Raw genomic sequence first — 12,405 nt, 5'->3', positions numbered from 1 at the left:
CGCAGCACGTCAATCAATGTTTCTCGCTCTTAGTCTGATTAATCTCATCCAGCCCATCCGCATCCAGATGCGCGACATCGCCCCATTGCACCAGCTTGATGTCTTTGCCTGTGACTTCAAAGCGATTGATGCTGGCGTTGTAGATGGTGACTTCGCGTGGTGCGTTCAGTGGCAAATCCTTGGCGGCGCGGTAAGCACATTCAAGTACGCCGCCGTGGGCGACGATGGCGATTTTCTTGCCTTCAAATTGTTTGGCATAGTGCAGCACATGTTCCATCACGCGTTTGTGGAACTGGCGTATGGTTTCACCTTCGTTTTCACCCGGCGGGAATTGGGTATCCGGTTCATGCGCTTGCCAGGCGTTATATTCCTTGCGATACAGGCTGGGTAATTCGCTATACAGCTTGCCTTCAAAACCGCCAAAGCAACGTTCACGCAAGCCTTTGTCGATGCGGGTACTGACGCCTTGCAGGCGGGCGATCTCGCCGGCAGTCTGCACGGCGCGTTGCAAGTCGCTGGAGACGATGGCATGCAGCTTTTCATTTTGCAGCGCCCACGCCAGTGCCTTGGCCTGGCGTGCGCCTTCGGCATTCAAGGGGATGTCGAGATGACCTTGCAAACGGCGTTCTGCATTCCAGGCAGTTTCGCCATGGCGTATCAATAAAATTTCTGCGGGTTTCATATTCTTATGTTGCTTATTTGGTTTTTAGCCAGAAGGTCACGGGGCCATCATTCGTTAGTGATACTTTCATGTCGGCACCAAAGCTGCCGGTTTCTACCTGCGCATGTTTGTTGCGTGCCTGGGTGACAAAATAGTCGAACAATTGCTTGCCCAGTTCTGGTGGTGCGGCCGGCGTGAAAGACGGGCGGGTGCCGGAATTGGTATCAGCTGCGAGCGTGAATTGCGGTACCAGCAGCAAGCCGCCTTGTACATCGGTGACACTGCGGTTCATCTTGCCGGCATCGTCAGAAAAAACGCGGTAAGCCAGTAATTTCGTCAGCAGGGCGTCCGCTTGTTTTTTGGTATCGTCGCGCTCGGCGCAGACCAGGACCATCAGGCCATTGTTGATGGCACCGATGGTGTTGCCATCGACGACGACTTTGGCTTCGGTGACTCTTTGTAGTAGGGCGATCATGGGGAAATGTATTCGGTGTTTTGATTCCCTCCCTTTCAAGGGGAGGGTTAGGGTGGGGATGGGGTTCGGTTGAATGGCCGAGATGTTAATTGAATCGGTGATTTGCTGAGGAAACCCATCCCCATCCCAACCTTCCCCTTGAAGGGGAAGGAGTTTCCCGCGTTACTCAGGAAGTGGGGCATGCATCAAGCCATCAAGAGCCGTCAAAGTCACCTTTGCAAACTTGCGACGACCAACCTGCACCACAAATGTACCGGCTTCAACTTTCAAACCCTTGTCGCTGATAACAACGGAATCAATACGCACGCCACCTTGTTCAACCATACGCATGCCTTCACCTGTCGAGGCGCACAGATTGGTCTGTTTCAACAACTGGCCTATGCTCATAGGTGCGCCGCTTAAACTGATTTCTTCTACATCATCCGGGATGCCGCCCTTGGAACGATTCACGAAATCCGCCAAGGCATCTTCTGCCGCCTGCTTGTCATGAAAGCGGGTAACGATTTCCTGCGCGATGGCAACCTTGATATCACGCGGGTTCTGGCCTTCGGCCACGGCTTTTTTGTAGGTCGCGATCTGTTCCAGCGAGCAGAAAGACAGCAGCTCGTAGTAACGCCACATCATGGTGTCCGAGATGCTCATGATCTTGGCAAACATGGTGTTGGCGGGTTCAGTGATGGCGATGTAGTTGTTCTTGGACTTGGACATTTTTTCCACGCCATCCAGACCTTCCAGCAAAGGCATGGTCAGGATACATTGTGGCTCCTGGCCATAATCCTTTTGCAATTCACGACCAACCAGCAGGTTGAATTTTTGATCGGTACCACCCAGTTCCAGGTCAGATTTCAGAGCGACAGAATCATAACCCTGCATCAGCGGGTACAAGAATTCATGCACTGAAATGGGTGTGCCAGCCTTGAAGCGCTTGGTGAAATCATCACGCTCCATCATGCGGGCCACGGTGTACTTGGATGACAGTTGTATCATGCCGCGCGCACCCAGCGGGTCCGACCATTCCGAGTTGTAACGGATCTCGGTCTTGCTGGCATCCAGTACCAAAGCGGCCTGCTTGAAGTAAGTCTGGGCGTTGTCTTCGATCTGCTCACGCGTCAGTGGTGGGCGAGTGGCATTGCGGCCAGACGGATCACCAATCATGGACGTGAAGTCACCAATCAAAAAGATGACGGTATGGCCCAGATCTTGCAACTGACGCATCTTGTTGAGTACCACCGTGTGCCCCAGGTGCAAATCTGGTGCAGTCGGGTCCAGGCCCAGCTTGATGCGCAGGGGTTTGCCGCTTTGCTCGCTGCGTGCCAGTTTTTGCGCGAATTCAGACTCGATTAAAAGTTCATCAACACCGCGTTTGGTCACTGCCAGTGCATGCTGCACCGCATCAGAAAGAGGCAGGATTTTGCTGGTCTGTTCAGCGTGATCAGTAGAGCTTGAATTTTGTACAGAAGTCATAGTAAAGTTGCATGAAATTTTTTGTAACACCGCTGGTCGAATTCACAAACTGAATCCATAATCAGCGTTTTGCCAAATTCTGGGTGTTGGTTAAATTGCCGGGATTAATCAGAGTCATCAGAAGCCATCGCATACTTGCAATTTTACTTGCTAAGTGATCTTCAGGCGGTTGTTGTGAGTACTTTATAATCCCATCCTTGGCCTTGCAGTCTTGCTATGTTGTGCATCTTGTGTGCACCTTCAAGTCACTACAACAAGCCCGAATTTTCGATAAAAACAGTCAATTTTAACTTATTGCATGCGTCCATCAGATAAATTACTTCGTTTAGCTTCTGGTAGCAGACTGTTGTTCGGCACCACGCGCGCTTCGCGCATCGTCTCTGTTTCCGCTCTATTCTTTGCTGTCTGCGCATTTGGCGCAGTGGGCGTAGCACCGCTGGCACCTGATGCCTCGGACTTGCCAGTCAAGAGAATCACCGAAGAACTGTCCCTGCCAAAACTGGAAGACCAGGTTGCTGCGCTCGAAGCGAGTGAGCAACAATTCATCAGGGAAGCGACCTTCAAGAGCAGTGAACCATTGAGTACATTCTTGCAACGCATCGGTGTTGACGATGACGAAGCAAGTCAGTTTATCAAGTCAGACAGTATTGCCCGCAGCATGTTGCAGTTCCGGGCGGACAAGACCGTTGCAGTGAAAACGGATGATGAAGGTGAACTGTTGTGGTTGCAGACAACCGTCTCAGATGGCCCCGACAAGCCCGTCAGAAATATCGTCATCAAGCGTGATGCCAATGGTAAATTGGCATCCTCCGACATCACCGCCAGTCTGGAAAGAAGGGTGGAAATGGCGACAGCCTATATCCGCACCGCGTTTTACCCGGCTGCCGATGATGCCTTGATTCCTTATAACGTCACCGAACAGGTCAAGACCATGTTCGAGACCAGTGTTGATTATCAGCGCCTGCAAAAAGGTGACTATTTCAACATCGTCTATGAAAGTTTTTGGCAAAACGGGGAACGTGTACGTACTGGCCGTGTGCTGGCCGGCGAATTCAGCAATTCTGGCAAACTGTACCAGGCCGCCTGGTTTGAAGAAACGGGTGGCAAGGGCGGTTATTACACCTTTGACGGCAAATCATTGAAAAAAGCCTTCCTGAAATCACCGATAGAATTTACCCGCGTTTCTTCTGGTTTTTCCATGCGCGTACATCCTATCTCTGGTCAATGGAAAGCCCATAAAGGCGTCGATTTTGCGGCCGCCACTGGCACCCCGATACGTGCTTCTGCTGATGGCGTAGTTGATTCAGCGGCTCCCAGCAATGGTTATGGCAACCTGGTCGTGCTCAAGCACTGGAATAACTACAGCACGGCCTATGCCCATATGAGTCGCTTTGCTGCTGGCATACACAAGGGCAGCAAGGTTAGCCAGGGTGAGGTCATTGGTTATGTCGGTACGACAGGCTGGTCTACCGGCCCGCATTTGCATTATGAATTCCGCGTCAACAATGAGGCACGCGACCCCATGTCCATCAACATGACGGAAGCCGCACCATTGGCCGCGAATGAAATGAACCGTTTCAAAGGTTTTGCCGGTGATATGAACCACAGATTCAATCTCTTGCATCCTGAACGCATGACGGAAGTCATGAAACTGGCATCGCGTTAAGCTTGCAATAAGCCTGCAATAAACCTGCATTAAGCTTAGACCAGCATTTGTCCGTTTCATCCATGCCCGCTTGTTTTGTCACATTCGTGTTGACAACATGAGCGGGCATGTTGCGTATACCTTGCGCAAAGCTATGGCTGCAGATTGCAGGCAGATGCAGAACTGGCCCTGCATGCGCAAGGTAGACAGCAAGCCTGGCAATCCCGTGCGTTGCAGTTCTGCCCCAAGGCGGGCTTATCAAGATACTGCGGTCAGCATCTTCCAGATGGGGAAGAGAAAATCGAAAGCAGAATTTTTTTCAAAATGCTGTAATCTTCAGGAAACCTCCGTTCCATCCTCAAAGTGAGCACAAGCATGCCAGTCCATCCAGAAAACAGTGCGCCCATCTACCTGGGACTGATGTCAGGTACCAGTCTGGATGGCGTTGACGGCGTGCTGGTCCGTTTTCCTGAAACCGCAGATGCCAACAATACTGCTGCCATGCAGATTATCGCCAGTGCCTACCTGCCTTTTGATGACGCCTTGCGGCAGCAGGCCATGGCCTTGCAACAGCCAGGCGAGAATGAAATTCATCATGAAGCCTTGCTGGCAAATGCACTGGCGCGTTGCTATGCAGCCTGCGTCCATGCCTTGCAGGCCAAATCACCCGCTAGCCCTATTTGCGCTATCGGCGTGCATGGGCAAACCATACGCCACCGACCAGAACTGGGCTATACCCGCCAGACCAATAATCCGGCGTTGCTGGCCGAGTTGACGGGCGTGGATGTGATTGCCGATTTCCGCAGTCGCGATGTGGCTGCTGGCGGGCAGGGGGCACCGCTGGTGCCGGCTTTCCATCGCGCCGTCTTTGGCAAGCCTGGCAGTTGCCGCGTGGTGGCTAATATTGGCGGCATCTGCAATATCAGCATCCTGGCGGAAGATGGTCATACTCTTGGTTTTGATACCGGCCCCGGCAATGTACTGATGGATGCCTGGATACAAAAGCATCACGGCAAAAGCTATGATCAGGATGGCGCCTGGGCAGCCCAGGGGCATGTCATTCCTGCTTTGTTGCAGCAATTGATGTCCGAAGCCTATCTTCAATTGGCCGCCCCCAAAAGCACGGGGCGCGATTTATTCCACATGGCATGGTTGCAAGACAAGCTGCAGAATTTTGCCCAGGCGCAGGCAGTTGATGTGCAAGCCAGCCTGTGTGAATTTACTGCCCAGACCTTGGCCAATGACATCGTGCGGCACGCGGCGCAGGCCAGCCATGTATATGTCTGCGGTGGCGGTGCCTTCAACCATTACCTGATGCAGCGTTTGCAAAGCTTGCTGGCGGCACAGCGCTGCCCTGCGCACGTGTGCAGCACGGCAGACCTGGGTGTCGCCCCGGAACAGGTGGAAGCACTGGCCTTCGCCTGGCTGGCCAGACAGTTCAGCTTGCGCCTGCCGGGCAACCTGGCTGATGTCACCGGTGCTGCCGGTGCACGCATTTTGGGGGCGCTGTACCCGGCCTGATATTTCTCTAGCTTTTCCCTGTGGGCAAAACGGCAGTAAGATCGCAAACACGTTCCAAGTGAAGCCTGGAACCTCGCATTTACATCTATAAAATGTCGCTTATTGTCATGTTGTGACTACCCGACAATACTTTCCTGTTGAAAAAGCAAGACTTCATTTTAGTGAATTTCATCTAAAACACTGCACACCTGTTCTGGTGGCAAGCCTCCTTAGAGTGCGTATAAATGATTTAACTCATTTTTATGCCTTTGTTATCGTCGGAATTTTCCAACAACCGGCTTTTTCCCTCTCTTTTTATGTTGCATGGCAACTTGCTAATCCGGGCTGCTGATCCTAGCCTGAGGCTGCCATAACAAATATGCATCAGCTCACAGAGGCTGAGCCATTGGCACCGCTGAGTTTCATTTCAACGATAACAAAGAAAGAGACAAAATGAAAAAAAGCATCATGAAGAAATTGGTAATGTGTGTAGTCGCCCTGATGATGTTACCGGCACCATCGTGGGCATCAGGTTATACGGAAACAAAATATCCTATCGTGCTGGTGCACGGCCTGTTTGGATTCGACAACATCGGTCCTGTCGATTATTGGTATGGGATTCCTTCCGCGTTGCGCAGCGATGGTGCCAGGGTGTATGTCACCCAGGTGGCTGCCGCCAACAGCACTGAAGTCAGGGGTGAGCAATTGCTGACCCAGGTCAAGCAGATACTGGCCGTCACTGGTGCCAGCAAGGTCAATCTGATCGGTCATAGCCATGGTGGGCCTACCACCCGCTACGTGGCCTCCATCAGACCTGATCTGGTGGCGTCGGTGACATCGGTGGGCGGTGTGAATCGTGGTTCCAAGGTAGCAGATGTATTGCTGGGTGTTGCACCGGCAGGTTCGTTGTCGAATACCGTATTGGTATCCATCACCAATGGCCTGGCGCAGATCATCAGTTTCTTGTCGGGCCAACCAACGCTGTCGCAAGATTCGCTGGCTGCCGCCAATTCACTGAGCACGGCCGGTTCACTGAGGTTCAATGCCAAGTATCCGGAAGGTATCCCCACCACGACTTGTGGTGAAGGTGCTTACACGGCCAGAGGTGTGGCATATTTTTCCTGGAGTGGTGCCAAGCCTTATACCAATGTGCTGGACATCATCGATCCGGCACTGGCCCTGACTTCACTGGCCTTTGGATCTGAAAAGAATGATGGCCTGGTTGCCAGTTGCTCTACCCATCTGGGCAAGGTGATTCGTGATGATTATGCGATGAACCATCTGGATGAAGTCAACCAGACCATAGGATTGATCAACATTTTTGAAACCAATCCGGTTACGATCTACAGGCAGCATGCAAATCGTTTGAAAAATCAGGGCTTGTAGTCAACAGAGCTTTGGTACTTTGGCAAACCGGATAATGGTGTAATAGATAAGGTGCAAGCATATTGCACCTTATCTACACCGTATCTATGCGTTATCCGGCCCAGGCAGCAAAACAGCTAAATGATATGCACAGGGAGCGGTAGTCAATGAGAACAGGTAATCTTGCATTTGCAGGCGCGACGACATTGTGCGTCGCTGCTTTTTTTATTTTTACTGCTTTAAAAAACGAGTCGAATCCAGAACCCATCAAACTGCGCAAGGCAGACCACAGCTTTGATTTTGTCCGCTCGATGGAAGGCACGACGGGTGATGGCAGAGTCAGCCAGGATGCTGCCGGTGACTTACAGATCAATGCCGAACTGCGCTTGTTATTTGATTATTATCTGGCCGCCATCGGTGAAAAAAAGCTGGATGAAATCCAGGCAGAAATTGAGCGAGTGCTGACTCAGAAACTCGGCAGCAAGGCCGCCCAGCAAGCCAGGGATTTACTGGCACGCTATATTCAATACAAGCAGGCATTGCTGGCAGTGGAAAGCAATGCGCAAAATATCAGCCCGGGAAAAACCGGCATGAGCGTTGCTGCAAGGCAGCGCTGGACTGCCATGCAGCAAGTGCGCCAACGCTATTTCAGCGACCGCGAAAACCAGGCCATGTTTGGGTTTGACGATGCTTATGACCAGGATGCTCTGGCAAGAATGGACATCGCAGAAAATAACAGCCTGTCCCTTGAGCAGAAAAAGGCCCAACTAAAAGCACTGGACGATGCCTTGCCCACCGCCTTGAAAGAAGAAAAGAATGCGCCTTATCAGGTCGTGCGACTGGAAGAGCAGGCACAAAACCTGCTCGCCAACGGTGCCAGCGATGAAGAAGTCTTCCGCATGCGCGCTGCCGCCACCTCGCCTGAAGCAGCCGCCAGGCTGGCACAGGTAGACAAGGAAGAAGCCGCCTGGAAATCACGCATACAACAATACCTGGACCAAAAAAATCGACTGAATACCGAAATGGCTTTTCATAGTGAATCTGAAAAGCAGGGCGCACTGCAGCAGGTGCGCAATCAGTTTTTTAGTGCGGATGAGCAGCGGCGTTTGCCAGCGTATGAATGAGGCCGGGTGGATTTGATACTGAGGTTTGACGCTGAGATTTGAAACTAAGGTGCGAAACCGAGATTTGAAAGTGTATGACGGGAAACCTGAACTACATGCACCTCAGTATGTTTCACCAAGGCAGGGAAGGGGATTAAGCCAGGCTGAGTTCTTCAGCCTGTTCTTCTTCGGGCACGTTTTCCAGTGCTTCCATCAAGGCGCGATCGACGACTTTGTCGAGTACCAGGATCTTGGCGCGTTTTTCGCGGAAAGTTTGTTCGAGTTCTTCGGCAGAGACCTGGAAGGTCTTGTCTTTGTCACCCGTGGTGAAGATATACAGGCTGCGCATGGGGCTGACCCAGGCCAGTTTGACTTTGTTGATGCCACCGGATTTTTTGGTGAATTCCAGCCAGACGCCACGTTCCAGTTCGGTAACGGTGTCCACATGTTCGTCAGCAGGTTGCGGTGGTTCTTGTTCGATCTTGCTATCAGCTTCTGCACGTTTTGCCAGACGGCGTTCGGCGGCTTGCTGGGCAACTTCAACGGCGATTTCAAGCTGACGTTCTGGCGACAGATCCAGCGGCGCACGCACAATGGACGCATGGCATTCTGCCAGTTCGGCAAAGAATTGCACGCGGTCGGCGTCTTCCCACTTGATCAGGCTCAGCCATTTGTTCAGGCGGGCCAGAATGGCGGGCAGGCGGTTCAGTAATTCCTGGCGTTGTTGCAGTGTGATCTTGGGCTTGACGCTCCAGATCAGGTCATCCATGGTTTTGATGGCGTCTTCAACTGCGTAAGGTTTTTCTTCCTTGACGCTATAGGCCAGGGTCAAGACCTTGGTCCAACGGCTTTCCAGGAAGCTTTCTATAAAGGCCACCACTTCACCGGTACCAACCCGCAATGCCACTTCATGCGTGGCGGCCATATTGGCCTGTTTGACTTTTTCTTTTCTCAGCGCCGTGTTGATTGGTGCCTGCAAAGCCTGGGATGCTTCTTCTTCCTCTTTCTTGATGAAAGATTCGAGGTCGTTGACGACTTCATCAAAGAGTGCAATTTCCTGGTCAAACTCTTGCTGTACACGATGCACATTCCGCTGCATGGTCTGGAACAGTGGATCTTCCTGACCCTTTTTCTGATCCCATGCCAGACTGTAACGCGACAATAATTCAATCAGACGACGTGCTGGATGGTCTTCCTGGAAAAAGAATTCCTTGTCCAGCAGTGCTGCTTTCAATACCGGTATTTGTAAAACAGAAATCAGTTCCTTGATCTGGGGTGGTATGGCCTGATTACGGAATACGCTATCAAAGACCTGTGACAACAAATCCAGGGTATTTTTTTCTACACCGGTATTCGCCAGTTCGGGCATTTGCTCGCGCATTTGCGACAGGCGCAATACATCTTGCGCGCCGGCCATCAATTGCTGCAGCTTGACGTTCTTTTGCAAGTCCGCCAGTTTCTGGAACATCTGGGCGCGTGCTACCAACTGTTGTTCACCACCAGTGGCAAAACCTGAATAAGGTGTTGTGCCCTGACCATCGCCAGATGCGCCATCGCCGCCACTACCAGCCATGCCGCCCTGACCACCCATACCGCCAGATCCACCACCGCCCATGCCAGAGCCGCCTGCACCACCATGGCCACCGCCACCGTGGCCACCAGTGCCCCCTTGGGCAAACTGATCACCATCATTGGCGGCGTTTTGGCCGTTACCAGACAGGAAGCTGCGCAGTTTTTGCGACACATCACCAGGTGCTGCCGGCATTGCTTCTTTGCGACGTTCTACACTACTACGGCTGCGGCGTATGCGGAAAGACTCATGCAGATCCGGCAAGATGCCCTTGGCGACCAGTGCTTCGTTCAGCGTGTTTAATATGGGTTCAAGGTCGAACAGGATTTCGGCGCGAAGCAAAGGCAATACCAGTTCATGGGTATTGATCTCTGGATCGAATTCACACCATGCTGCATAGATGGTGTGCAAGAACATTTCGGGACGGAAAGGGTTTTGCGCAATACTCAGCGCTTCATGATCCATCAAATGCGCAAAGCGCATGTTCAGCGCGGCATACTGCTCGGCATTGTTTAGTTCCAGTGTGCGGCCAGAGCGGCTCAGGGCCAGCTTCTTGTCCATTTCTTCATATGTCACCAGGCTCAGGGCGATGTCAACAGGTGAAGCAACCGCACGCACACCCTGCAACAGGGCATCAATCTCTTTGCGGAAGCCTTTTTCAAACCCGGTAGAAGTCAGGAAATAAAAGGCGTAGGAATTTTTCTTTAGTAACTGGCCAGCATTGAAGCTCAGGTTGGCTTCGCGGGGGTCCATGCTGTGTTCAGACAGGGCCAGAAAGGCGTTCGACAAGCGGGCCGTAAAGGCATCCAGTTGTGATACCACCAAATGCGTTGCCAGTGGAATTAACCCGCGCAAGACCTCATCCCGGGACTGCAGGGCAGGTCCGGTAGATGTAGATTTATTGACGGGATTCGACATGGCAGCGATAAAATCAAGGTTATTTTACTAATGCTTGAGATACAAAACAGTAAAAGCCAGGAAAATTCTGCAATCAGCAGGACTCCTGGCAAAGTCTGTTGGCCCAGGAAATCAATATGGCAGGCTTGCAGGCTTCAAATGGTTGCACAAAAACTAGGCAGTACGGCAGAAACATTTTATTACCACCTGATAAAGATTTCAGGCTCATAATTCAGACAGGCATTTTAGAAATGTGCTTCCACTATATACCGTTAATTTCCACATGGAAATGTTTGAAACGCAATTTCTGCGATATTTTTAAGTATATCTTGTAGCGCGCTGCTAAAAAAGAATCCTGTTTGAACATAGCTCCTAAAATTGCTTATCGGAAATGCACTAAATACATACTTTTCCCAAGTTTGCTCTAAAATAGCAGGCTTAGCCGGGTTTACCCTATTTCAAACGCCGTTTTTTACTTTTGGTTTCACTTTATTTCTTTAACGGCGCATGCAAAACATTTCTTTATGACAAAAAAACAAGCAACTACAAATCATTTGGAAACATCCATACCGGCGGGCATGACATTCGAAGCTGCGATGACCGAATTGACGGCACTGGTTGCCAGTATGGAAGCCGGTGAATTACCGCTTGAAGCTTCTGTAAGCGCTTACCAACGCGGCTCTGAGTTGATTAAATACTGTGCAGCCCAGCTTGACAAGGTAGAACAGCAAGTCAAGGTGCTGGAAGCTGGAATGCTCAAACCTTTGAGCATTGATGGCACTGAGGATGCGGCATGAGTGAGGATTTTCGTCACTGGATGCGACAAACTCAAGCCGAATGTGAAACCAGTCTGGCGCGCTTTCTGCCAGACGAAAAAACTATTCCGCAACAATTGCACGCCGCCATGCGCTACGCCACACTGGATGGCGGCAAACGTGTGCGCCCCTTGCTGGTCCATGCCGCCGGCCAGTTGTTTGACGCCCCTGTCGATCTGTTGAGCCGTGCTGCTGCTGCGGTAGAAATGATCCATGCCTATTCGCTGGTGCATGACGACATGCCCTGCATGGATGATGACGCCCTGCGCCGTGGCAAGCCCACCGTGCATATCAAATATGACGAAGCAACTGCCTTGCTGGTAGGTGACGCTCTGCAAGCCCAGGCGTTTCTGGTGTTGTCCGAAGGTGTCGACGGCGATGCCTCCAACCGGCTGGCCATGATGCGCCTGCTGGCGACGGCTGCCGGCTCGGTCGGCATGTGTGGTGGCCAGGCGATTGATCTGGCCAGTGTCGGCATCGCCCTGGATCGCGAACAATTGGAGCAGATGCACAGATTAAAAACCGGTGCCTTGCTGCGTGCCTCAGTACTGCTGGGTGCCATGAGCGGTAAAACCCTGTCACCGCAAGAAAGCAAGGCGCTGGATCAGTATGCTGCCGCCATTGGCCTGGCGTTTCAGGTGGTGGATGACGTGCTGGATGCGACTGCCGACTCTGCCACCCTGGGCAAGACCGCAGGCAAGGACGCCGCAGACAACAAACCGACCTTTGTCAGCCTCATGGGGCTGGATGCTTCGCGCGCATTGGCAACGCAATTGTGCCATGATGCGCATGCAGCGCTGGCTGATTTTGGTGAAAAAGCCCGGCTCTTGCATGAATTGGCAGACCTGATCGTACAGCGCCAGGCTTGAAGATAAGCTGTAGCACCCTACGGGCCAGGCAAGAGTTTCAG

At 51.9% G+C, this 12,405-nt stretch carries 10 protein-coding genes; 6 read left to right on the top strand and 4 right to left on the bottom strand.

Annotation, left to right across the window (positions count from 1 at the left end; genetic code table 11):
* Window positions 1-13: 13 nt before the first annotated feature.
* The 3 genes from ACO0LM_RS25365 to tyrS all read right to left on the bottom strand — a co-directional run bounded on the left by ACO0LM_RS25365 (window position 14) and on the right by tyrS (window position 2,600).
* Window positions 14-682, bottom strand: a complete 669-nt coding sequence (locus ACO0LM_RS25365) for a histidine phosphatase family protein (protein ID WP_423041164.1) — start codon at window positions 680-682, stop codon at window positions 14-16.
* Between the two features lie 13 nt (window positions 683-695).
* Window positions 696-1,136, bottom strand: a complete 441-nt coding sequence (dtd, locus tag ACO0LM_RS25360) for a D-aminoacyl-tRNA deacylase (protein WP_423041162.1) — start codon at window positions 1,134-1,136, stop codon at window positions 696-698.
* A gap of 162 nt (window positions 1,137-1,298) precedes the next feature.
* Window positions 1,299-2,600, bottom strand: coding sequence for a tyrosine--tRNA ligase (gene tyrS, locus ACO0LM_RS25355; RefSeq protein WP_423041160.1), 1,302 nt, complete (start codon window positions 2,598-2,600; stop codon window positions 1,299-1,301).
* Window positions 2,601-2,946: 346 nt separating this feature from the next.
* On the opposite strand from tyrS, the gene ACO0LM_RS25350 reads away from it, so the two are divergent.
* From ACO0LM_RS25350 to ACO0LM_RS25335, 4 genes are all read left to right on the top strand, one after another.
* Window positions 2,947-4,266, top strand: a complete 1,320-nt coding sequence (locus tag ACO0LM_RS25350; protein ID WP_422982651.1) for a peptidoglycan DD-metalloendopeptidase family protein — start codon at window positions 2,947-2,949, stop codon at window positions 4,264-4,266.
* Between the two features lie 354 nt (window positions 4,267-4,620).
* Window positions 4,621-5,766: an anhydro-N-acetylmuramic acid kinase gene (locus tag ACO0LM_RS25345; RefSeq protein ID WP_423041158.1), complete on the top strand. Its 1,146-nt coding sequence runs from the start codon at window positions 4,621-4,623 to the stop codon at window positions 5,764-5,766.
* A gap of 432 nt (window positions 5,767-6,198) precedes the next feature.
* Entirely contained in the window at window positions 6,199-7,131 is a 933-nt protein-coding gene (locus tag ACO0LM_RS25340) for a lipase family alpha/beta hydrolase (protein WP_423041156.1), read from the top strand.
* A gap of 146 nt (window positions 7,132-7,277) precedes the next feature.
* Window positions 7,278-8,234: a lipase secretion chaperone gene (locus tag ACO0LM_RS25335; protein WP_423041154.1), complete on the top strand. Its 957-nt coding sequence runs from the start codon at window positions 7,278-7,280 to the stop codon at window positions 8,232-8,234.
* Between the two features lie 133 nt (window positions 8,235-8,367).
* On the opposite strand, the gene ACO0LM_RS25330 is transcribed toward ACO0LM_RS25335, so the two are convergent.
* Window positions 8,368-10,701 carry a DUF1631 family protein gene (locus tag ACO0LM_RS25330; RefSeq protein WP_423041152.1) on the bottom strand — a complete coding sequence of 778 codons (2,334 nt, stop codon included), beginning with the start codon at window positions 10,699-10,701 and terminating at the stop codon, window positions 8,368-8,370.
* A 503-nt stretch (window positions 10,702-11,204) separates the two neighbouring features.
* Between ACO0LM_RS25330 and ACO0LM_RS25325 the strand changes: the two genes are divergently transcribed.
* Together ACO0LM_RS25325 and ACO0LM_RS25320 are read left to right on the top strand one after the other, a co-directional pair.
* On the top strand, window positions 11,205-11,477 hold the full coding sequence (locus ACO0LM_RS25325; RefSeq protein WP_423041150.1) for an exodeoxyribonuclease VII small subunit: 273 nt from the start codon (window positions 11,205-11,207) through the stop codon (window positions 11,475-11,477).
* Window positions 11,474-12,364, top strand: a complete 891-nt coding sequence (locus tag ACO0LM_RS25320) for a polyprenyl synthetase family protein (RefSeq protein ID WP_423041148.1) — start codon at window positions 11,474-11,476, stop codon at window positions 12,362-12,364. Before ACO0LM_RS25325 ends, ACO0LM_RS25320 begins: the two co-directional genes overlap by 4 nt.
* Window positions 12,365-12,405: the final 41 nt, after the last annotated feature.

It is taken from the genome of Undibacterium sp. Di26W (assembly GCF_049340265.1).
Taxonomy (GTDB): domain Bacteria; phylum Pseudomonadota; class Gammaproteobacteria; order Burkholderiales; family Burkholderiaceae_D; genus Undibacterium.
The sequence above is the reverse complement of the archived record's forward strand: the minus strand, read 5'-3'. Positions and strand labels throughout refer to the sequence as shown.

Coding starts and splice junctions, on each gene's coding strand:
- ACO0LM_RS25330 (WP_423041152.1), bottom strand. CDS start 10,701: ATGTCGAATCCCGTCAATAAATCTACATCTACCGGACCTGCCCTGCAG.
- ACO0LM_RS25340 (WP_423041156.1), top strand. CDS start 6,199: ATGAAAAAAAGCATCATGAAGAAATTGGTAATGTGTGTAGTCGCCCTG.
- ACO0LM_RS25335 (WP_423041154.1), top strand. CDS start 7,278: ATGAGAACAGGTAATCTTGCATTTGCAGGCGCGACGACATTGTGCGTC.
- ACO0LM_RS25320 (WP_423041148.1), top strand. CDS start 11,474: ATGAGTGAGGATTTTCGTCACTGGATGCGACAAACTCAAGCCGAATGT.
- ACO0LM_RS25345 (WP_423041158.1), top strand. CDS start 4,621: ATGCCAGTCCATCCAGAAAACAGTGCGCCCATCTACCTGGGACTGATG.
- ACO0LM_RS25325 (WP_423041150.1), top strand. CDS start 11,205: ATGACAAAAAAACAAGCAACTACAAATCATTTGGAAACATCCATACCG.
- dtd (WP_423041162.1), bottom strand. CDS start 1,136: ATGATCGCCCTACTACAAAGAGTCACCGAAGCCAAAGTCGTCGTCGAT.
- ACO0LM_RS25365 (WP_423041164.1), bottom strand. CDS start 682: ATGAAACCCGCAGAAATTTTATTGATACGCCATGGCGAAACTGCCTGG.
- tyrS (WP_423041160.1), bottom strand. CDS start 2,600: ATGACTTCTGTACAAAATTCAAGCTCTACTGATCACGCTGAACAGACC.